Genomic DNA, 20,260 nt, shown 5'->3' on the forward strand with positions numbered 1-20,260 from the left:
CGCAGGGATCAAGCCTGACCGCCCGGAGCGGGTGGGGCTCCCCCGAAATTCCCAAAGGCCGGGAACGAATCACACCCCCTTGGGGTGCCACACCGTCTTCGTCTCCAACAGCGCCGTCATTGGCGCCACCCCTGGGTCAGCGGCCCAGTCGTGGTCGGCCGGGGCCGGTCGGAGCACCCGCTTGAGGTTCTCCGCGGCCTTGACCTCCAGGTCGGTGGCGAGCGCGGCGTCGGTGACCCCGGTCAGGTCGATCGCGTTGACGTCCATGTGCGCGGCCAGCGTCGGCGCGGTCTCGGTGATCGCGCCGGTGAGGATGTTGACCACACCGCCGGGCAGGTCGGAGGTGGCCAGCACCTCGGCCAGGGTCACCGCCGCCAGCGGCTCGCTCGGGGACGCCGCCACCACCACCGTGTTGCCGGTGACGATCGCCGGGGCGATCACGCTGACCAGGCCGAGCAGCGCCGGGCGCTCCGGGGCGACCACAGCGACCACGCCGGTCGGCTCGGGCGCGGAGATGTTGAAGTACGGGCCGGCGACCGGGTTGGCGCCGCCGTACACCTGGGCCAACTTGTCGGCCCAGCCGGCGTACCAGACCCAGCGGTCGACAGCGGCGTCCACCTCGTCGCCGGGGATGCCCAGGGCGACGAACTGTTCGCGGCGGCCCTCCAGCATCTCGGCGGCCCGGTAGAGGATCTGACCCCTGTTGTACGCGGTCGCGCCGGCCCAGCCCTTGACGGCGGCGCGGGCGGCGACCACCGCGTCCCGGGCGTCCTTGCGGGAGGCCAGTGACACATTCGAGGACTGCACGAGATACGACCGTCCCGACTCGCTGCGCGGAAACTTCCCGCCGATGAAGAGCTTGTACGTCTTGCGTACCGCGACCCGCTCAGACATTGAGGTAGCCCTCCAGCCCGTGCCGGCCGCCCTCGCGACCGTAGCCCGACTCCTTGTACCCACCGAACGGCGAGGTGGGGTCGAACTTGTTGAAGGTGTTGGCCCAGACCACGCCGGCGCGCAGCCGGTCGGCCATCCACAGGATCCGGGAACCCTTGTCGGTCCAGATCCCGGCCGACAGCCCGTACGGCGTGTTGTTGGCCTTCTCCACGGCCTCGGCCGGGGTGCGGAAGGTGAGCACCGACAGCACCGGGCCGAAGATCTCCTCGCGGGCGATCCGGTGTGCCTGGGTGACGCCGGTGAAGATGGTCGGCGCGAACCAGAAGCCCCGGTCGGGCAGGTCGCACGGCGGTGACCAGCGCTCGGCGCCCTCGGCGGAACCGGCGTCGGACAGTTCGCGGATCCGCTCCAGTTGGGCGGCCGAGTTGATCGCGCCGACGTCGGTGTTCTTGTCCAACGGGTCGCCGACCCGCAGCTGAGCCATCCGTCGCTTCAGCGACTCCAGCACCCGGTCGGCCACGTTCTCCTGAACCAGGAGTCGGGAGCCGGCGCAGCAGACGTGCCCCTGGTTGAAGAAGATGCCGTTCACGATGCCCTCGACGGCCTGGTCGATCGGTGCGTCGTCGAAGACGATGTTGGCGGCCTTGCCGCCCAGTTCCAAGGTGAGTTTCTTGCTGGTGCCGGCGACCGACCGGGCGATGGCCCGGCCCACGTCGGTGGAGCCGGTGAAGGCGACCTTGTCCACGCCGGGGTGCTCGACCAGCGCGCGGCCGGTGTCGCCGGCGCCGGTGAGGATGTTGACCACACCGGCCGGCAGTTCGGCCTGCTGGCAGATCTCGGCGAAGAGCAGCGCGGTCAGCGGGGTGGTCTCGGCCGGCTTCAGCACGACGGTGTTGCCCGCGGCGAGCGCCGGGGCGATCTTCCAGGCCAGCATGAGCAGCGGGAAGTTCCACGGGATGACCTGCGCGGCCACGCCGATGGGTCGCGGGTTCGCGCCGAAGCCGGCGTGCTCCAGCTTGTCGGCCCAGCCCGCGTAGTAGAAGAAGTGCGCGGCGACCAGCGGCAGGTCGACGTCGCGGGACTCGCGGATCGGCTTGCCGTTGTCCAGCGACTCCAGGACGGCCAGCTCGCGGGAGCGCTCCTGGATGAGCCGGGCGATCCGGTACAGGTACTTCGCCCGGTCCCGGCCCGACATCGGGCCCCAGACCTTGTCGTACGCCTTGCGGGCGGCCCGCACCGCGCGTTCCACGTCCTGGGCGCCGGCCTCGGCGACCTCGGCCAGCACCTCCTCGGAGGCGGGGTTGATCGACTTGAAGCTGTCACCGTCGGTCGGGTCGACGAACGTGCCGTCGATGAACAGCCCGTACGAGGGCTTGAGGTCCACCACCGAGCGGGACTCGGGGGCGGGGGCGTATTCGAACATCGGCTATCAGTCCAGGGTGAAGTAGTCGGGACCGGAGTAGGTGCCGGTCGTCAGCTTGGTGCGCTGCATCAGCAGGTCGTTGAGCAGGCTGGACGCGCCGAAGCGGAACCAGTCCGGGTCGAGCCAGTCCGGGCCGACGGTCTCGTTGACCATCACCAGGTACTTGATCGCGTCCTTGGTGGTCTTGATGCCACCGGCGGGCTTCACGCCCACCTGCCGTCCGGTCGCTTCGCGGAAGTCACGGACCGCTTCCAGCATCACCAGGCTCACCGGCATCGTCGCCGCGATCGGGACCTTGCCGGTGGAGGTCTTGATGAAGTCGCCGCCAGCCAGCATGGCCAGCCAGGAGGCCCGCCGGACGTTGTCGTAGGTGGCCAGCTCGCCGGTCTCCAGAATCACCTTGAGGTGGGCGTCCCCGGAGGCTTCCTTGGTGGCCACGATCTCGTCGTAGACCTCCTTGTACCGCCCGGCCAGGAACGCACCCCGGTTGATCACCATGTCGATCTCGTCGGCGCCGGCGGCGACGGCGGCCCGGGTGTCGGCCAGCTTGATCTCCAGCGGCGCCTGACCCGACGGGAACGCGGTGGCCACGCTGGCCAGGTGCACACCCGAGCCGCGCAGTACCTCCGCCACGTAGGGGACCATCGCCGGGTAGACGCAGACCGCGCCGACGTGCGGGCAGGACGGGTCGGCCGGGTCCGGACGCAGGGCCTTCGCGGCGAGCGCGCGCACCTTGCCTGGGGTGTCCGCCCCTTCCAGGGTGGTCAGGTCGACCATCCGGATCGCCAGGTCGATCGCCTGGGCCTTGGCGGTGGTCTTGATGGAGCGGGTGCCGAGCTGTGCCGCCCGCTGCTCCGCGCCGACCTGGTCCACGCCGGGCAGGCCGTGCAGGAAGGTCCGCAGAGCGGTCTCGGATCGTCCCAGCTCGGAGAGCTCCGACCGGGCCGACGTCGTTGTCGCCGTCATGGCGAGAAGTCTACGCACCAGACCGCCGAGTGATCTTGCTCACGACCGCTCGATGACGCGCCGACGTGAGCGGCGTCCCTGGTCCGACCGCACCCGCACCGCCGCGCGGTACGGACCGGTAGGTTGAGCGATCGTGGACGTACACGTCATTGACCACCCGCTGGCCCAGTCTCGACTGACCGCCATGCGGGACGCGCGCACCGATTCCTCGACGTTCCGGGCGGCGCTGCACGAACTGACCACCATGCTGGTGTACGAGGCGGCGCGCACCTTCCCCGTCGAGCGGTATCCGGTGCAGACGCCGGTCACCGGCACCGAGGGCACCCGGCTGGCCAACCCGCCGCTGCTGGTCCCGGTGCTGCGCGCCGGCCTGGGCATGGCGGACGCCGCGCTCGGCCTGCTGCCGGAGTCGTCGATGGGCTTCGTGGGCCTGGCCCGCGACGAGGAGACCTACGAGCCCCGCGCGTACATGGAGTCGTTGCCCCGCGATCTGGCCGGTCTGCCGGTGCTGGTGCTCGACCCGATGCTGGCCACCGGTGGTTCGCTGGAGCACTCCTGTCGGCTGCTGGCCGACCGGGGCTGCACCGACATCACAGTGCTCTGTGTGCTCGCCGCCCCGGTCGGCATCGAGCGGCTGGAACGCTCCGGTCTGCCGCTGCGCCTGGTCACGGCCTCGATCGACGAGGGGCTCAACGACAGCATGTTCATCGTCCCCGGCCTCGGCGACGCCGGCGACCGCCAGTTCGGTGGCATGCCCCGCTTCTGAGGGGATACCCGGTCGGTGCCGGGTCCGGCGGGTCCGTGCGCGCGGTGCGCGGACCCGCTACCGTCTCCGGCCATGACTGGTGTTGCGCTCGCCGAGGAGTTGCTGCTCCTCGCCTACGACGACACGACCGGCAAGGCGACAATGCCACGGATCAGCCTGGACCTGGGCATGGCCGCCGCGGTGCTGGTCGAGCTGGCTCTGGCCGGCCGGATCGCGTACGCCGACGGGTCCCTGACGGTGATCGACCCGACGCCGACCGGCGAGCCGTTCAGCGACGATGTCCTCAGCCGGATCGCCGCCGACACCCCGCACACCCCGGCGTCCTGGGTGCAGCGTCTGCGGCACGGCCTGCGCGACCGGATCCTCGCCGACCTGTGCCGGCAGGGCGTCGTCCGGGACGTCGACGAGACGGAGCTGGGCTTCATCCACGTGCACCGTTACCCGGTCGTGGACACCTCCGTCGAGGCGGAGACCCGGCAGCGGCTGGCCGAGGCGCTGACCGGCGCGGCAGCCCCGGACGAGCGGACCGCCGCGCTGGCCACCCTGGTGGTGGTGCTCCGGATGGAGTCCGCGCTCGGGGTGAGCGGCGAGGCCGCCGCCGACGCCCGCCGCCGGCTGACGGAGATCGCCACCGGCGCCGGGTTCTCCGGCGAGGTGAGCACCGACGACTCGGTGGTCCGTCCGTCGGTCGGCCTGGTCGTCGCCGCCCTGGCCAGGGCCGTCGACCAGGCCCTCGGCCCGCGCCGCTGACGTCGGGTCGACCCCGCTCGGCGCGCCCTTTGCTCTGCACCCGCCCAGGCGCCACCGGCTGACAGTGGGATGGCGCTTCCGCGGGTGCAGAGCAAAGGGCGGACCTGTTGTGGCTGGGTGCTGCGGGGTTCAGATGCCAAGGGCGGCGCTGACCTCAGCGCGGAGCGCGACCACTGCCGACGCCGCCCTGCTGCGGGCCGTCTGGACGTCACCGTCGACTACCGGTTCCACCACCTCGAGGTACGCCTTGAGCTTCGGCTCGGTCCCGGACGGGCGGATCACCACCCGGGCCACAGCGGTCCGGAGGATCACCACGTCCGACTGGGGCAGCAGGTCCCGGACGCTGTCCACCGGCTGCCCGAGCAGTGTGGCCGGGGTGGCCGCCCGGATCCGGGCCATCGCGTCGGCGATGACCCGCAGGTCGTCCACCCGGGCGGAGAGCTGGTCGGTGTGGTGTACGCCGAACTCGGCGGCCAACTCGTCCAGCCGGTCGGTCAACGTACGACCCTGCGTCTTCAGGCCGGCGGCCAACTCCGCCACCGTCAGCGCGGCGGTGATGCCGTCCTTGTCCCGGACGTGTTCCGGGGCGACGCAGTAGCCGAGCGCCTCCTCGTAGCCGAAGACCAGCGGCGCGCTCCCGCCGCCGGCCCGCACGATCCACTTGAACCCGGTCAACGTCTCGTCGTAGGGCAGGCCCCGGGCCGCGCACATCGCCCGCAGCAGTGACGACGACACGATCGTGGTGGCGTAGAGCCCGGTCACCCCCCGGCGCATCAGGTGATCGGCGAGCAGGACGCCCACCTCGTCGCCCCGCAGCATCCGCCAGCCGTCGCGGTCGTCCCGGACGACCACCGCGCAACGGTCGGCGTCCGGGTCGTTGGCGATGGCGAGGTCCGCGCCGGTGGAGTCGGCCAGGGCGATGAGCCGATCCACAGCACCCGGTTCCTCCGGGTTGGGGAATGACACGGTGGGGAACGCCGGGTCCGGTTCGGCCTGGTCGGGCACCACCCCGGGGGTCGGAAAGCCCGCGCGGGCGAAGGCGGCGGTGAGCACCGCCGCGCCCACCCCGTGCAGCGGGGTGTACGCCACAGTCAGGTCCCGCGGCCCGTCCGGGTCGATCACCGCGGTGGCCCGTTCGACGTACGAGGCGACCAGGTCGTCGCCGAGCACCAGACCGGGCTCGCCCAACGGCACCTGGGCCAGCGGCCCGACCGATCGGATGGCGGCCTCGATACCGGCGTCGGCGGGTGGCACGATCTGCGCGCCGGCGCCCAACTCGCCGCCCAACTCCGCGCCGAGGTAGACCTTGTAGCCGTTGTCCTGCGGCGGGTTGTGGCTGGCCGTGACCATCACTCCGGCGACACCGCCGAGGTGCCGCACGGCGTACGCCAGCACCGGGGTGGGCAGCGGGCTGGGCAGCAGCAGCGCCGGGCGGCCAGCGCCGGTGGCCACCTGGGCGGTGCGCTCGGCGAACTGGCGGGAGCCGTGGCGGGCGTCGTACCCGATCACCAACGGGCCGGTGCCACCCTGGGCCGCGAGCCAGGTGACCAGGCCGGCAGCGGCCCGGGTGACCACGGCGAGGTTCATGCCGTTCGGGCCGGCGCGCAGCGGGCCGCGTAGGCCCGCCGTGCCGAAGGTCAGCGGGCCGGCGAACCGGTCGGCCAGCTCCGGGGCGCTCGCCGGGAGGCCATCGAGCACCGCCGTCAGCTCGTCCCGGCTGGCCGGGTCGGGGTCGTCGGCCAGCCAGCGCCGGGCTTGCTCGCGAATGTCGTCGATGTCAGTGGTGTCCGCCGCCATGCCCCTTTGATAGCACGGCGGCGGATCGCCCCTGTGGGTTCCCTCCGGCTCAGCCGTTCCCGGTGAGCTGGAACGTCCGTGCCATCTCGTCGAAGATCGGCTTGCTCTCCGCGAACTTGGCGTCCGTGGCGGTGAGGTAGAACGAGTACGCCTTGCCGTCCTGCGCGACGCCCCGCCAGACGCCGTGCCGCATCGCGTCACCAGCGCCGCAGGTGTACTCGAATTCGGCTGCCGGCTTGCTGGCCAGTTCGGTCTCGGTGGAGGAGACCTGGTTGTACGGCTTGACGCAGGAGGTGCTCCGGGTCTTGAGCCCGTTCTCGGCCGTCTCGGCCCACCGGACGGAGCTGCTGCTCCACTTCTCGGTGATGATGCGGACCTTGCGGCCGCTGTCCGCCGGGTCGATGTAGTCGGTGTACGAGCCGCCGGTGGCCTTCTTCCAGCCCTTCGGCACCATGACCTGGATCCCGCGGGCCGCGTGCTCCTGCATCTCGACGGTGGGGGCCGCCGGGGCGGACGTGGTGGGCTGCGCGGCAGGGGTGCTCGGCGGGGCGTCGTCGCCGCCGGAGAGCGCCACAGCGGTGATCAGCAGCACGACGACCAACCCGCCGGCCGCGGCGAGCTGCACCTTGCGCGGCCAGCCCTTGACAGTGGTGACGAGCTGACCACCGGTGGCCCGGACCTTGTCCAGCGCGCTGCCGCCCGAGGCGGCGGGCGCGGTGGCCCAGGGCTGGCCGGTGCCCGGCACCGACCACTGGTTGCCGCCGCCGTAGGTGCCGCCGACGCGCTGGGTGGCCTCCGATGCGCCGCCGTACCCGACCTGCTGGGTGGCATCGGCCGGGCTGCCGTAGCTGACCCGCTGGGTGGCGTCGGGGTGCCCGCCGGCGTCCACCCGCTGGGTGGCGTCGGGGTGCCCGCCGGCATCCACCCGCTGGGTGGCGTCCGCGTTGCCGCCGTAGGTGCGCCCGGCCGCGGGTCGCCCGGGACTCGGCATCGCGCCGGTCGGCGTGTGCAGCGGACCGGCCAACGCGTCGGCGCTGGTCTCGTCGAGCCCACCGGTGGTGCCGGCCGGGCGAGCTGCCTGCGGGCGCTCGCCCCGGCGCAGCGAGGCCAGCCGGTCGGTCAGCGACTCACCCGGGGCCAGCATCGCCGGGCCACCGATCTGGCTGTCCGGCTTCGGCTCCGGCGGGGGCGGCGGGAGGACGGGGATGGGGCGCTGCTGCACCGGCACCACTGCGTACGGGTCGGTGACCGAGTGCACAGCCGTCGCCGTGCTGCCCAGCGGGCCGGCAAGCAGCTCGCGCAGCATGGCCCGGGAGGTGTGCACGTCGAGTCGGCGCGCCGGGTCCTTCTCGAGCAGACCCATCAGCACCCGGGTCAGCGGGCCGCTGCGCTGCGGTGGGGCGGGCGGGTCCTCCACAACGGCGTGCATGGTCTCGATCGGGTCGCCCTTGTCGAACGGGGGCCGCCCCTCGACGGCGGTGTAGAGCGTCACACCCAGCGAGAAGAGGTCACTGGGCGGGCCGAACTCCTGGCCCATGGCCCGCTCGGGCGAGATGAAGTGCGGCGAGCCGAGCACCATGCCGGGGGTGGTGAGCTGCACGTCGGTGGGCATCCGGGCGACCCCGAAGTCGGTCAGCACGCAGCGCCCGTCGGTGCAGATCAGCACGTTTGCGGGTTTGACGTCGCGGTGCAGCACGCCGATCGCGTGCGCGACCTCCAACGCGCCGAGCAGCGCGATGCCGATCTTGGCGACGGCGCGGGGCGCGACCGGCCCGTCCTCGATCACCATGTCGGCGAGGCTGCGGGCGTCCAGCAGCTCCATCACGATCCACGGCCTGCCGGCCTCGGTGACCACGTCGTACACCTGCACCACAGCGGGGTGCTGGATGGCGGCGGCGGCGCGGGCCTCGCGCAGGGTGCGTTCGTACATCGCGTCGCGGTCGCTGGGGGCCAGCCCCGGGGGCAGGACGACCTCCTTCACCGCCACGTCGCGGCGCAGCAGGGTGTCTGTGGCGCGCCACACCGTGCCCATGCCGCCGTTGCCCACCGAGGACCGCAGCGAGTACCGGCCACCAATGGTGGTGCCGGGCGCCGCTCGTCCGTTGGCGGGACTAACTGGTCCGCCGCTCCACGTCGGGATCTGAGTCACAGAAAAGCCACCGGGGGAAATCGAGGGGGGCTGGGACACAACCCCCCTATCTTGCTGGTTCCGACGCCCGATGCGAAAGCCGACGCGGCGGACGTTTATCGAAGTCGACAGAACGTGCGCTGTCGTTCACCTGGTGTCGACGGGTCGGGACGCACTGTGCGGTATCCCTCACCCGACCACGTGGCCAGGCGTCCTACCATCCGGGGATGAACCAACGGCGGTCAAGTGAGTCCGGTTTCCCGATCAACGGCGTCTACACGGAGGCCGACCTTCCGGAGGACCTGGACTCCCGGCTCGGCAGCCCGGGCGAGTTCCCGTACACCCGGGGTGTCTACCCCACCATGTACACCTCCCGCCCGTGGACCATGCGCCAGTACGCCGGCTTCGGCACCGCCACCGAGTCCAACGCGCGGTACCACCAGTTGTTGCGGGCCGGCACGATGGGCCTCTCGGTCGCGTTCGACCTGCCGACGCAGATGGGCTACGACTCGGACGAGCCGATCGCGCATGGCGAGGTCGGCAAGGTGGGTGTCGCGATCGACTCCATCGAGGACATGCGGCTGCTGTTCGCCGACATCCCACTGGACAAGGTGTCCACCTCGATGACCATCAACGCGCCCGGCTCGGTGCTGCTGCTGCTCTACCAACTCGTCGCCGAGGAGAACGGGGTGCCGGGCACGGCGCTCAACGGCACCATCCAGAACGACATCCTCAAGGAGTACATCGCCCGGGGGACGTACATCTTCCCGCCGAAGCCGTCGCTGCGCCTGGTGGCCGACACGTTCGCGTACTGCCGCAGCGAGGTGCCGAAGTGGAACACCATCTCGATTTCCGGCTACCACATGGCGGAGGCCGGCGCGACGCCCGCGCAGGAGATCGCGTTCACGCTGGCCAACGGGGTGGAGTACGTACGGGCCGCGCTGGCCGCCGGGCTCGCCGTCGACGACTTCGCGCCCCGGCTGTCGTTCTTCTTCGTGGCCCGCACCACGCTGCTGGAGGAGGTGGCGAAGTTCCGCGCCGCCCGGCGGATCTGGGCCCGGCTGATGCGGGACGACTTCGGCGCCAAGGATCCGAAGTCGATGATGCTGCGGTTCCACACCCAGACCGCTGGCGTGCAGCTCACCGCCCAGCAGCCGGAGGTGAACCTGGTTCGGGTGGCGGTGCAGGGTCTGGCTGCGGTGCTCGGTGGCACCCAGTCGCTGCACACCAACAGCTTCGACGAGGCGATCGCGCTGCCCACCGAGAAGGCGGCCCGGCTCGCGCTGCGTACCCAGCAGGTGCTGGCCTACGAGACGGACCTGACCGCCACCGTCGACCCGTTCGCCGGGTCGTACGTGGTGGAGGCGATGACCGCCGAGATCGAGGCCGCCGCCGTCGAGTTGATGGAGCGGGTGGCCGACCACGGCTCGGCGGTGGACGCGATCGAGGCCGGGTTCCAGAAGCGGGAGATCGAGCAGTCCGCGTACCGGATCGCCCAGGAGATCGACTCGGGGGAACGGGTGGTGGTCGGGCTCAACAGGTTCACCGTGGACGAGGAGGAGCCGTACGAGCCGCTGCGGGTCGACCCGACGATCGAGGCGGCCCAGGCCGACCGGCTGGCCCGGCTGCGCGCCGAGCGGGACGCCGACGCGGTGGCACGGGCGCTCGCCGATCTTCGGGCTGCCGCCGAGGGTACGGAGAACGTGTTGTACCCGATGAAGGAGGCGCTGCGGGCCCGGGCGACGGTGGGTGAGGTCTGTGGGACGTTGCGTGAGGTGTGGGGGTTGTACCGACCCACCGACCGATTCTGAGCGCCCGGCCGCCGCTGCGGCCTCGGGACGCGGTGTGTCCGGCACTCTCAGCGGGTATCCGGTCGGTTGAGCCGGGACGCACACCGTGTGCGCCCACGGTGGGTGGGTGCATGTGAGCGTCCTTATCCGGCTCGTTGCCGTGTGTGGTCGGCTAATTGTCGGAGTGTCAGTTCATCACCCCGACTAATGCGACAATTTGGCAACGGGTCTCCGACTGGCGCGGGGATTCGTGACCGCCGCGATCGGTTACGCGTTGTAGGAGGTGAGGGGCTGATGACGGCGTTTGACCGTGATCTACCTGCTGTCCCCCGCCTTGACGAGCGCCCCCAGCAGGGCATACGTGACTCTGTGCGGTCCGATCATTACCGTAACGAGGTTGCGCAGCGTCACCGTCGGAGGTCTAGGCTGTCTGCTGTCCCCGATGATCCATCCATTCCTAGTGATCGAGAATTCGACGTGACGAGTGCGTTGACGCTGCCCACAAATGGCCAGCTGGCGTCGTCCTGGCCGGAGACGCCACCGGGATCCCAGCCCCTGCCCCGCGAGCTGGACCACCTTCTCGCGCTCCGGGTACCGGGGCTGATCGCTACGCGCCGTCACCTCCACTCGCACCCGGAGCTGTCCGGCAACGAGTTCGAGACGGCCGCGCTGATCGCCCGGGAGCTGTCGCTGGCCGGGCTGAATCCGCGCCTGCTGCCCAAGGGCAACGGCGTGATCTGCGACGTCAACGGCAGGCCGGACGGGCCGGTCGTGGCACTGCGCGCCGACATCGACGCCCTGCCGCTGGACGACCCGAAGGACGTCCCGTACCGGTCGACGGTCGAGGGCGTCTGCCACGCCTGCGGGCACGACGTGCACACCTCGGTCCTGCTCGGCGTCGGCATGCTGCTGGCCCAACTCGCCGACCTCGGCGAGCTGGACGGTCGGGTCCGGCTCATCTTCCAGCCGGCCGAGGAGATCCTGCCCTGCGGTTCGCTGGAGGTCATCGAGGCCGGCGGCCTGGACGACGTGGTGCAGATCTTCGCGCTGCACTGCGACCCGAACCTGCAGGTGGGCCAGGTCGGCCTGCGGGTCGGGCCGATCACCGCGGCCGCCGACAACGTGACGGTCCGACTCTCCGGCCCGGGCGGGCACACCGCCCGCCCGCACCTGACCGTCGACATGGTCGACGCGCTCGGTCGGCTGATCACCGAGGTGCCGGCCCTGGTCAGTCGCCGGGTGCCGGCCAACAGCGGCCTGCTGCTGGTCTTCGGCCACGCCTCGGCCGGCACCCGCTACAACGTCATCCCGTCCGAGGCGAGCGCGTCCGGCACCCTCCGGGTGATGGACCGCGACACCTGGGAGCAAGCTCCCAAGATCGTCGCTCAGGTGGTGCGGGACGTGATCGCGCCGACCGGTGCCACTGTCGACCTGGAATACCTGCGCGGCCGGCCGCCGGTGTGCAACGACTCCCACGCCATCCAGGTGCTGACCGCAGCCACCGCCGCCGCCCTCGGCCCGGACGGGATCGCCGAGACACCGCAGAGCATGGGCGGCGAGGACTTCTCCTGGTACCTGGAGTACGTCCCCGGCGCCCTCGCCCGGCTCGGCGTGGGTCGCTCCGGCCCCAACGTCGACCTGCACCGGGCGAGCTTCGACGTGGACGAGCGGTCCATCGCGGTCGGTGTCCGCGTCATGGTGCAGACCGCGTTGCGGGCACTGGCGGCGGCGCGCTGACCGGCGCGACCAGAGCCGGGGACCTACGCCGTCGGCGCAGCACCACCAGCAGCGCCACCAGCGGTACGCCCAGCGCCACCAGCCACGGCAACAACGCACCCAGCACCGTGAGCAGGACGGTCATCGAGACGAGGAACGCCTTCCAGCCGCCCCTGAGCCCGACCAGGAAGCCGGTCTCGGCCTCGTCCTCGGTGTCCTTCGCCGCCGGCCCGGCCAGCGACACGGTGATCGTGGAGAGGGCGGTCAGGTCGGCCAGGCGCCGCTTCTTGGCCTCCAGCGAGGCCAGGTCGGCCTCCCGGCGACCCAACTCGTTCTCCAGCGACACCAGATCGGTGATCGAGGTGGCTCGGGACAGCAACCGGCGGGCGCTCTCCACCCGGGCCCGCTGACTGGTGATCCGGGCCTCCAGGTCGACGGTCTCCTCGGTGACGTCCTGGGTGTCGATCTGCCGGCTCTGCTGCCGACCGAGCTTCGCGATCTCCTCCACCACGCCGGTGAACTTCGCCGCCGGCACCCGCAGCTCCAACTCCGCCACCGCGTCGGCGTCGGCACTGCGCCGCTGGTCGCCGCCGACGAAGCCGCCGGCCTGGGTGGCCACGGCGGTGGCCTCGCGGGCAGCGGAGTCCACATCGTCCACCTGCACCCGCATCCTTCCGGTGTAGATGATCGCCCGCTGGTCGACCCGCAGGTCCGGTGCACCCGCGCCGGCCCCCTGCGGCGCACCAGCGGCGGCGTCCCGGCCCGCCTCGCCGCCGTTGGCCGCTGGCGCCTCGGCCGCCGTGCCCGCGTTGTCCCGCGCCCCGCTGTCGCCAGCGCCGCACCCCGTCAGCGCCAGAGCCGCCGCCAGTGTCGTGGCCGCCAGCAGCGCACCGCGGCGTCGTCCCACCTGTCCGTCCATCCCCGCTCCCATCGTCGTCAACCGGTGTGGCGATAGCTCGGACGCGACGCACACACCGGCTGGTTCCGGCAGACTGCGCTGAGGACGTCACGATTCGATAATCGAGGAGTCACGATGCGGCTCACCAAGTACGCCCACTCCTGCCTTCGGGTGGAACACGACGGGGGAGTGCTCGTCGTCGACCCCGGGGTGTTCGGCGACGCCGCGGCGGCGCTGGACGGTGCGGACGCGGTGCTGATCACCCACGAACACCCCGACCACCTGGATCTGGCCGCGGTGCGCCTGCAACTCGACCGACAGCCGTTCCCGATCCATGGGCCCGCCTCGCTCGGCGAGTCCCTGGGCGACGCTGCCGACGTGCTGCGCCCGGTCAGCGTCGGTGAGTCCTTCACCGCCGCCGGGGTCGCGGTGCGCGCGTACGGGGGGCGGCACGCCGTGATCCACCCCGACATCCCGGTGATCGACAACCTCGGTTACCTGATCAACGACGTGGTCTACCACCCGGGCGACTCCCTGGTGGTGCCCGACGAGACACCCGTCGACACGCTCTTCGCGCCGATCCACGCGCCATGGTCGAAGTTCTCCGAGGTGGTCGACTTCATCCGCGCTGTCGCACCGCGGCGCGCGTACGCCCTGCACGACGCGTTGCTCAACGACAACGGGCTGGGCGTGCTCGACCGGCAGTACACAGCGCTGTCCGGCACCGAATACCAGCGACTGGAGCCCGGTAGCCGGGTGGACGTCTGACCCGATGCCCGGCCTCTCCGCGGAGCTGGTGCAGCAGCTCTACCGCACCCCACCGGACCGGTTCGTGGCCGCCCGGGACGCCGCCGTGGCCGAGGCCCGCCGGGCCGGCGACCCGACCACCGCCCGGCAACTGGCCCGGCTGCGTCGTCCGACGGTGGCCGCCTGGTTGGTGAACCTGCTCTCCATCCGACGCCCGGAGCTGGTCGCCGATCTGGTGCAGCTCGCCGACGCCCTGCGAGTCGCCCAGCGGGAGTTGCGCGGGCCCCGACTGCGGGAGCTGTCCGCACAGCGCCGGGCGGTGGTCGGCGCCCTGGTCGCCGAGGTTCGCAAGCTCGCCGCGGCCGAGCCGGACGCGCCACCGGCGAGCCGGCTGCCCCTGGCCGAGGTGGAGGCGACGCTGAACGCGGCGTTCTCCGACGCCGAGGTCGCCGAGCAGGTGCGGGCGGGCCGCCTCCTGCGGGCGGCCAGCTACGCCGGCTTCGGTGAGGTGCCCCGGCCGCAACTGCGGCTGGTCACCGACGATGACGAGGAGCGCGAGGAGGAGCGCCCGGCCCGCCGACCCGGCCCTCAACGGGGCCGTCCCGAGGCGGCACCCCGTCCGGACCGGGCGGCCGAGCGTGCCGAGCAGGCCGAGCGGGCCGCACAGCGGGCGGCCCGAGCCGAGCGGGCCCGCCAGCGCCGCGCCCTGGACCGGGAGTTGGCGAAGGCCCAGGCCGACCAGGAGCGGGCCGAGACCGAGCTGACCGAGGCGACCGGGCAGGAGCGCGACGGTGCGGCAGTACTCGATCGCCTCGAGGCCGAGTTGGCCGAGCTGGAGCGGCGGCGCGCGGTCGCCGAGCAGGACCTCGGCCGGGCCAAGCTCGCCCGGCGTGCCGCCGAGCGTGCGGTCACAGTGGCCCGGCGGCGCGCCGGCGAGGTCGAGGCGGCGGTCGAGGCACTGGCGGCCGAAGAGGGGAATGCGGACGCGGGCGGTGGCGCGGCAGACTGACCATCGATGGACGACGACGAGTGTGCGGACCGTACACGGCGAGTGGCCCCGGGTCGGGGCGTGGTCGTGGTCGCCCGGTCGGGTTGCCCGAGCGAGGCGGCGCGGTGACTCCGGAGCAGGTCGCGGCCGCCAGTAAGCCCGTCGTGCTCGACCTGGGCGACGCCTTCAGCCGGGACCCGACCACGTTGCGCCGGGCCCGACTGCTCGGCATCTCCGGCTGGGCCTTCTACATCAGCGGCCGGGCCGGCGCGCTCGGCGGTGTGCGGGCCGAGACGGCATCGGCCGCCCTCGGGTTCATCGCCCCGGACGCGGTCGCCGACGGCTGGGACGCCGCCGCCCGGGTCGTTCCGCCGTTCGAGGTGGCCGCCGCGAGTCTCGCCGAATGCTGCCGGTGGGGGGCGGAGCAGCTCGGCCCTCTGCCCGGCACCGAACGCCTGTCGGCGCTCGTCGAGCGGGCCGTGGTGGCGGCGGAGGCCAGTGGGATGCCGCTCTTCGCCGCGTGGCGGGCCATGCCGCTTCCGGATCTCTCGCCCGGGGCGCGCAGCGCGGCCGGGCTGCGGCTGCTCCGGGAACACTTCACCGGCGCCTACCTGCTGGCGGTACGCGCCGCGGGGATGACCCCGTTGGAGGCCGTGCTGGCCGGGCCGGAGGGCGAGGCCGGCGCGGTGGCCTGTGGCTGGCCGCCGCCGTACCCGCCGATCGGGCCGCTGGTACGCCGCCGACTCTGGGCGGAGGCGGTGACCAACCGGCTGACCGCGCCGGCGTTCACCGCCCTCGGGCCCGCCGACGGCGCGGAGCTGGTGGAGTTGCTGCACCGCACCCGGGTCGACCTCGGCTGAGCTTCCCGTCGGCCGGAAAAATGGGCGGCGCCGGAGCGAATCGGCTGCCAGGATGTCCTGCCGTGACCCTTCCCGCTGGTTGGACGACGCGCCGACCCACCCTCGACGACGTGCCGGCGATCCTCGCGGTGGTGCACGCCGCCGACACCTTCGCCATCGGCCATCCCGACTTCGACGCCGAGGACGTCGCGGCGTCGCTGACCGCCCCCCACTTCGACCCGAGCCGGGATTCCTGGCTGGCCATCGACCCGGACGACACTGTGGTCGGCTGGGCGACGGTGGACAACCCGACAGGTGTGGGCCGGGAGTTCGTGGAGGTCTACGTCGATCCGGTACGGGCCGCCGCCGTCCGCGCGCCGTTGCTACTCCGCCAACTGGACCGGGTCGCCGAGCGCGCCGCCGAGCGGGGGCTGCCATCGCTCACCGTCCGTTGCGCGATCTTCGCGCCGGAACGCGACTGGGAACGAACCCTGCGCGAGGTCGGGTTCACCCTCGTCAAGAGATACGTCCGGATGAGCGGGCCGCTGGACGACCTGCCCGACGAGCCGGCCGGTCCATCGGCAGTGACGGTGCGGCCGGTCCGCCCGGACGACGAGGCCGACCTGCGGGAGTTCCACCGGATCACCGATACCGCCTTCGCCGACACCGCCGATCACGAGCCGCTGTCGTACGAGCGGTGGCGGGCCCGGATCGGTGACCTGACCGCCTGGGACGAGTGGTTCGTCGCCGAGGTGGACGGGGTGCCGGTCGGCGCGTTGCGGTCCTCGGACCAGGCGGTCGACCAGCAGCAGGGCTGGGTGAAGAGTTTGTCGGTGCTGCCCGCGTACCGGCGCAGGGGTGTGGGTGCGGCGCTGCTGCGCAGCGCCTTCGCCCGCTACGCCGAGAAGGGGCGGCGGTCGGTCGGCCTCGGCGTCGACCTCACCAACCCGACCGCCCCGCTGTCGCTGTACGAGTCGGTGGGCCTGCGGGAGACCGTGTGGGCCGACATGTACGAGCTTTCCGTTCCGGCGGCCGGTGTGTGATTGACGACCCCGGTCCGGCCCGCCCGGCACCCCGCTCGACTGCGGCGGCACACTGGAGGGGTGCGATACGCGCTGCTACGCCGAGGCGGTGCCGGTGGGGCGGGCCCGCAGCTCGGTGACGTAGTCGTCCGGGGCGCCCGCCTTCTCGGCGGCGTTCGCGATCTCCGACAGGTACCACGAGGTCGGCAGGCCACCCTCGTACCCGTTGAAGACGTAGATCCAGGCGGTCACGTCGCCGTCGAGGGTGGAGACCCGCACGTGCAGCTTGCGGTACGTGCCGGCGGTCACCCCCTCGATCTCGTCGAGCTGGCCGGCGTCGTACGGGTGGATGTCGTAGAGCGCCACGAAGACCCGGTCACCGGGGGACTCGACAAGGGTGCTCACCGCACCCTCCCAGCCGATCACGTCCGCCCCGGCGAAGGTCAGCCGCCAGCCCTCCAGCCAGCCGGTGCCCACCATCGGCGAATGCGGACAGTAGGCGCGCATCCGGGCAGGGTCGAGATTTGAGCCGTAGGCGGCGTGATGACGCACGGCGATGACGATAGCCCGGCCGACGGGTGGGGGAGAATACGACAGTGCGTGTCGAATGCGCTCGGGAGAAGAAAGTCACTGTGAGCATCAACGAAGGGCGAACGCTGTGAGCCGGATCGTGATCATCGGCGGGGGGCCGGCCGGGTACGAGGCGGCACTGGTCGCCGCCCAGCTGGACGCCGATGTCACAGTGGTGGAGGCCGACGGCGCGGGCGGTGCCTGCGTGCTTTCCGACTGCGTACCATCGAAGACCTTCATCGCCAGCTCGCAGGTGGTCACCGGCTATCGGGACACCGAGGAGTTCGGGGTGCACTCGGACGGCCTGGAGGCGGTCACCGTCGACGCGAGGGCGGTGCACGGGCGGGTCAAGCGGCTGGCCCTGGCGCAGTCCGCTGACATCCACGCCAAACTGCTGAAGGCGGGAGTCACCTTCGTGGCCGGCACCGCCCGGCTCGGCGAGGACTCTCTCGGGCACACCCACCGGGTCGTCGTCACCCCCGCCGACGGCGGCGAGGAGTACTCGATCGATGCGTCCACCGTGCTGGTGGCCACCGGCTCGACGCCCCGCCAGCTGCCCACCGCCGTACCGGACGGTGAGCGCATCCTGACCTGGCGACAGGTGTACGACCTGCCGGAGCTGCCCGAGCACCTGATCGTGGTCGGGTCCGGCGTGACCGGCGCGGAGTTCGCCAGCGCGTACCTGGCGATGGGGGTCGAGGTGACACTGGTCTCCAGCCGGGACCGGGTGATGCCGCACGAGGACGCCGACGCCGCCTCCGCCATCGAGCGGGTGTTCCGCAACCGGGGCATGGAGATCCTCAACAACTCCCGGGCCGACGCGGTCCGGCGTACCGCCGACGGCGTCGAGGTGGAGCTCTCCGACGGCCGCAAGGTGACCGGCTCGCACGCGCTGATCACCGTCGGCTCGATCCCGAACACCGCCAACCTCGGTCTGACCGAGTACGGGGTGGAACTGGGCCGGGGCGGCTACCTGACTGTCGACCGGGCCTCCCGGACCAACGTGCCCGGCATCTACGCCGCCGGCGACTGCACGGGTGTGCTGCTGCTGGCCAGCGTCGCCGCCATGCAGGGCCGGATCGCCATGTGGCACGCGCTCGGCGAGGCGGTTCGACCGCTGCGGCTGCGTACGGTCGCGGCGAACGTCTTCACCGACCCGGAGCTGGCCACCGTTGGTGTCTCGCAGGACGAGGTCGACGCGGGCAAGGTGCCGGCCCGGCAGGTGATGCTGCCGCTGTCCGGCAACGCGCGGGCCAAGATGGACGATCTCTCCGACGGTTTCGTGAAGTTGTTCTGCCGTCCCGCCAGCGGTCAGGTGATCGGCGGTGTGGTGGTCGCTCCGAAGGCCAGCGAGCTGATCCTGCCCATCACCATGGCGGTGGAGAACAACCTCACTGTCAACGAGCTGGCCCAGACCATCACCATCTACCCCTCGCTGTCCGGCTCGATCACCGAGGCGGCCCGCCAGCTCATGCTGCACGAGCTGGAGTGACCTGCCGGGCCTGGAGCAGCGCCACGGTGGCCAGGACGGCCACCTCGGTGAGGATCAGGAGGCGTTCGGCCAGTCCGATGAGCATCCGGTCGCCGGGGTAGGCGGACCAGATCATCGCCGCAGCCAGGGCCAGGCTCAGCAGGACCAGGGCGCGTAGGGTCCGGGCGGCTGGCGTCAGGTCAGGTCGGCGGGCGAGCAGCCAACCGGCCGCCGGCAACGCCAGGAAGGCGATCACCGACGCGTACCGGTGCAGGTACGCGGCGGTGGTCATGGCGGTGCCCGGCTCGTTCGTCGGCACCACGGCGGCCAGCAGCAGCCCACCCACCCATGCGCCGAGCAGCAGCTCGGCCGTACGACCGGCGCGCGGTTGGCGTGGGCTGGCGCGGCGCAGTCCGTACAGCAGCGCCACTGTGGCGAGCGCGAGCACCACCATGGCGATGTCGATGACGCCGCCGCGGTCGGAGACCGCGAAGTCGCTGATGGTCAACGCCCACGGGTTGAGGTCGTCGTTGACTTCGAGGTGGCCGATCACGGTGAGCAGCGCAGCCAGGGCGATCCCGCCCAGGGCCAGCAGGCCGGTACTCCGGGTAACAGGCATGCCTCAGCCTGTCGCCGCGGACACCCCAGCCGAATCCGGGACAGCCACCGAAATCGTTCCCCGGGACCACCCCTAGAGGCCTTCCGGGATGCGGCCGTCACGTGCTTCCGCGCATCCGTGAACGTCCGATGGTCGCGAAGACCTTCGCCAGGTCAGGCGACGTTCAGCTGGATGTTCCCAATGCGGGCGACGACGTCGAGATGACCACCCAGGCCGGTGACGTAGGCGCGGAGTGATTCCAGGCTGGTGTGCTCGCCGTTCTCGATCTGGCTGATCCTCGCCTGCGTCAGCCCCGCCGCCTCGGCCAGTTGTACCTGAGTCATACCCAGGTGCTTGCGGATCTCTGCCAGCTGCGCCCCACTGACCGCTGCCAGCATCTGCTCACGGTGCTGAGCGCGTCGGGAGACCCGGTCCGGATCTGCCCAGGAAGGGCCGAGCGCGCGGGCCTTCGCCTTGACGTCCTGCCAGTCAGCTCCATCGGTCATCTCTGTGTTTCCCTCAGCCTGGAGAGGTGCTCCTGAAACCGGTCGTCCGCCAACGGGACCGCCGTCTTGTACCAAGTCTGCCACTGGCCCGACTTGTCGCCAGCAACCAGAAAACAGCTTCTCGAACTGGATCAAAAGCGAAGATCATCCGGACCTCGGTGGAGCCGGTCGACCCAGGCCGCAACTCCTTCATGTGGTGGAAGATGCTGCCCTTGAGACGGTCAACCAGGGGACGCCCGAGCGCCGGCCCGTGTTCGGCGAGGAGATCGATGGCCTCGCTGATGAGGTCGGCGCTGGCGGGATCCGTCTTGCAGAGGTTGAGGAACCACTCCTCGACCTCAGGATGAAGTTTGACGTCCCACATGCTGCCAATATAAGTGGAGCTTATACT

19 protein-coding genes are annotated in these 20,260 nt (G+C 71.6%); 9 read left to right on the forward strand and 10 right to left on the reverse strand.

Annotated elements, in window-relative coordinates:
- Window positions 1–69: 69 nt before the first annotated feature.
- From OHB44_RS04935 to deoC, 3 genes are read right to left on the reverse strand one after another with little or no spacing between them, the layout of a single operon-like run.
- The gene (locus tag OHB44_RS04935) at window positions 70–894 is read right to left on the reverse strand and encodes an aldehyde dehydrogenase family protein (RefSeq protein ID WP_330439734.1); all 825 of its coding nucleotides are present in this window, start codon (window positions 892–894) and stop codon (window positions 70–72) included.
- Window positions 887–2,317 carry an aldehyde dehydrogenase family protein gene (locus OHB44_RS04940; protein ID WP_238684466.1) on the reverse strand — a complete coding sequence of 477 codons (1,431 nt, stop codon included), beginning with the start codon at window positions 2,315–2,317 and terminating at the stop codon, window positions 887–889. The genes OHB44_RS04935 and OHB44_RS04940 overlap by 8 nt, the downstream gene beginning before the upstream one ends.
- Window positions 2,318–2,323: 6 nt before the next feature.
- A complete protein-coding gene (deoC, locus tag OHB44_RS04945) occupies window positions 2,324–3,283 on the reverse strand; it encodes a deoxyribose-phosphate aldolase (protein ID WP_238684465.1) in 960 nt (319 codons plus the stop codon).
- Window positions 3,284–3,416: 133 nt separating this feature from the next.
- Here deoC and upp point away from each other — a divergent pair, with 133 nt between their 5' ends.
- Together upp and OHB44_RS04955 are read left to right on the forward strand one after the other, a co-directional pair.
- Entirely contained in the window at window positions 3,417–4,049 is a 633-nt protein-coding gene (gene upp, locus OHB44_RS04950) for a uracil phosphoribosyltransferase (RefSeq protein ID WP_210784459.1), read from the forward strand.
- Window positions 4,050–4,121: 72 nt separating this feature from the next.
- On the forward strand, window positions 4,122–4,799 hold the full coding sequence (locus OHB44_RS04955) for a GOLPH3/VPS74 family protein (protein WP_238684464.1): 678 nt from the start codon (window positions 4,122–4,124) through the stop codon (window positions 4,797–4,799).
- 129 nt (window positions 4,800–4,928) lie between these two features.
- Here OHB44_RS04955 and OHB44_RS04960 read toward each other — a convergent pair whose 3' ends face one another.
- Window positions 4,929–6,596 (reverse strand): phospho-sugar mutase, encoded by a 1,668-nt coding sequence (locus tag OHB44_RS04960; protein WP_266303694.1) that lies wholly within the window; start codon window positions 6,594–6,596, stop codon window positions 4,929–4,931.
- Between the two features lie 49 nt (window positions 6,597–6,645).
- Window positions 6,646–8,745 carry a serine/threonine-protein kinase gene (locus tag OHB44_RS04965; RefSeq protein ID WP_330439735.1) on the reverse strand — a complete coding sequence of 700 codons (2,100 nt, stop codon included), beginning with the start codon at window positions 8,743–8,745 and terminating at the stop codon, window positions 6,646–6,648.
- A gap of 206 nt (window positions 8,746–8,951) precedes the next feature.
- Here OHB44_RS04965 and OHB44_RS04970 point away from each other — a divergent pair, with 206 nt between their 5' ends.
- Complete coding sequence (locus OHB44_RS04970) at window positions 8,952–10,535, forward strand: acyl-CoA mutase large subunit family protein (protein WP_238684461.1); 1,584 nt, start codon at window positions 8,952–8,954, stop codon at window positions 10,533–10,535.
- A 456-nt stretch (window positions 10,536–10,991) separates the two neighbouring features.
- Window positions 10,992–12,251, forward strand: coding sequence for an amidohydrolase (locus OHB44_RS04975; protein ID WP_238684460.1), 1,260 nt, complete (start codon window positions 10,992–10,994; stop codon window positions 12,249–12,251).
- On the opposite strand, the gene OHB44_RS04980 is transcribed toward OHB44_RS04975, so the two are convergent.
- Complete coding sequence (locus OHB44_RS04980) at window positions 12,208–13,170, reverse strand: DUF4349 domain-containing protein (protein ID WP_330439736.1); 963 nt, start codon at window positions 13,168–13,170, stop codon at window positions 12,208–12,210. The two genes, OHB44_RS04975 and OHB44_RS04980, sit on opposite strands and share 44 nt — an antisense overlap.
- A gap of 93 nt (window positions 13,171–13,263) precedes the next feature.
- Here OHB44_RS04980 and OHB44_RS04985 point away from each other — a divergent pair, with 93 nt between their 5' ends.
- From OHB44_RS04985 to OHB44_RS05000, 4 genes are all read left to right on the forward strand, one after another.
- The gene (locus tag OHB44_RS04985; RefSeq protein ID WP_238684458.1) at window positions 13,264–13,896 is read left to right on the forward strand and encodes an MBL fold metallo-hydrolase; all 633 of its coding nucleotides are present in this window, start codon (window positions 13,264–13,266) and stop codon (window positions 13,894–13,896) included.
- A gap of 4 nt (window positions 13,897–13,900) precedes the next feature.
- A complete protein-coding gene (locus OHB44_RS04990; protein ID WP_330439737.1) occupies window positions 13,901–14,884 on the forward strand; it encodes a hypothetical protein in 984 nt (327 codons plus the stop codon).
- Window positions 14,885–14,988: 104 nt separating this feature from the next.
- Window positions 14,989–15,723 carry an SCO6745 family protein gene (locus OHB44_RS04995; RefSeq protein ID WP_266303690.1) on the forward strand — a complete coding sequence of 245 codons (735 nt, stop codon included), beginning with the start codon at window positions 14,989–14,991 and terminating at the stop codon, window positions 15,721–15,723.
- A 62-nt stretch (window positions 15,724–15,785) separates the two neighbouring features.
- Window positions 15,786–16,745 carry a GNAT family N-acetyltransferase gene (locus tag OHB44_RS05000; RefSeq protein WP_330439738.1) on the forward strand — a complete coding sequence of 320 codons (960 nt, stop codon included), beginning with the start codon at window positions 15,786–15,788 and terminating at the stop codon, window positions 16,743–16,745.
- Window positions 16,746–16,820: 75 nt separating this feature from the next.
- Here the strand turns inward: OHB44_RS05000 and OHB44_RS05005 are convergent, their stop codons facing one another.
- Window positions 16,821–17,276, reverse strand: coding sequence for a gamma-glutamylcyclotransferase (locus tag OHB44_RS05005; protein ID WP_112588201.1), 456 nt, complete (start codon window positions 17,274–17,276; stop codon window positions 16,821–16,823).
- Between the two features lie 106 nt (window positions 17,277–17,382).
- Between OHB44_RS05005 and OHB44_RS05010 the strand changes: the two genes are divergently transcribed.
- On the forward strand, window positions 17,383–18,786 hold the full coding sequence (locus tag OHB44_RS05010; RefSeq protein WP_091394456.1) for an NAD(P)H-quinone dehydrogenase: 1,404 nt from the start codon (window positions 17,383–17,385) through the stop codon (window positions 18,784–18,786).
- On the opposite strand, the gene OHB44_RS05015 is transcribed toward OHB44_RS05010, so the two are convergent.
- From OHB44_RS05015 to OHB44_RS05025, 3 genes are all read right to left on the reverse strand, one after another.
- Entirely contained in the window at window positions 18,764–19,384 is a 621-nt protein-coding gene (locus OHB44_RS05015; RefSeq protein ID WP_238684454.1) for a DUF998 domain-containing protein, read from the reverse strand. The two genes, OHB44_RS05010 and OHB44_RS05015, sit on opposite strands and share 23 nt — an antisense overlap.
- 152 nt (window positions 19,385–19,536) lie before the next feature.
- Window positions 19,537–19,869 (reverse strand): helix-turn-helix domain-containing protein, encoded by a 333-nt coding sequence (locus tag OHB44_RS05020; protein WP_238684453.1) that lies wholly within the window; start codon window positions 19,867–19,869, stop codon window positions 19,537–19,539.
- A 13-nt stretch (window positions 19,870–19,882) separates the two neighbouring features.
- A complete protein-coding gene (locus tag OHB44_RS05025) occupies window positions 19,883–20,233 on the reverse strand; it encodes a type II toxin-antitoxin system RelE/ParE family toxin (protein ID WP_238684452.1) in 351 nt (116 codons plus the stop codon).
- Window positions 20,234–20,260: the final 27 nt, after the last annotated feature.

The organism is Micromonospora sp. NBC_00821 (genome assembly GCF_036347035.1).
Classification (GTDB): Bacteria; Actinomycetota; Actinomycetes; order Mycobacteriales; family Micromonosporaceae; genus Micromonospora; species Micromonospora hortensis.

Excerpts from the sequence above, each read along its gene's own strand:
- OHB44_RS05015 (WP_238684454.1), bottom strand. The coding sequence starts at position 19,384 with ATGCCTGTTACCCGGAGTACCGGCCTGCTGGCCCTGGGCGGGATCGCC.
- OHB44_RS04940 (WP_238684466.1), bottom strand. The coding sequence starts at position 2,317 with ATGTTCGAATACGCCCCCGCCCCCGAGTCCCGCTCGGTGGTGGACCTC.
- OHB44_RS04985 (WP_238684458.1), top strand. The coding sequence starts at position 13,264 with ATGCGGCTCACCAAGTACGCCCACTCCTGCCTTCGGGTGGAACACGAC.
- OHB44_RS05025 (WP_238684452.1), bottom strand. The coding sequence starts at position 20,233 with ATGTGGGACGTCAAACTTCATCCTGAGGTCGAGGAGTGGTTCCTCAAC.
- OHB44_RS04955 (WP_238684464.1), top strand. The coding sequence starts at position 4,122 with ATGACTGGTGTTGCGCTCGCCGAGGAGTTGCTGCTCCTCGCCTACGAC.
- OHB44_RS05020 (WP_238684453.1), bottom strand. The coding sequence starts at position 19,869 with ATGACCGATGGAGCTGACTGGCAGGACGTCAAGGCGAAGGCCCGCGCG.
- OHB44_RS04960 (WP_266303694.1), bottom strand. The coding sequence starts at position 6,596 with ATGGCGGCGGACACCACTGACATCGACGACATTCGCGAGCAAGCCCGG.
- OHB44_RS04935 (WP_330439734.1), bottom strand. The coding sequence starts at position 894 with ATGTCTGAGCGGGTCGCGGTACGCAAGACGTACAAGCTCTTCATCGGC.
- deoC (WP_238684465.1), bottom strand. The coding sequence starts at position 3,283 with ATGACGGCGACAACGACGTCGGCCCGGTCGGAGCTCTCCGAGCTGGGA.
- OHB44_RS04970 (WP_238684461.1), top strand. The coding sequence starts at position 8,952 with ATGAACCAACGGCGGTCAAGTGAGTCCGGTTTCCCGATCAACGGCGTC.
- OHB44_RS04990 (WP_330439737.1), top strand. The coding sequence starts at position 13,901 with ATGCCCGGCCTCTCCGCGGAGCTGGTGCAGCAGCTCTACCGCACCCCA.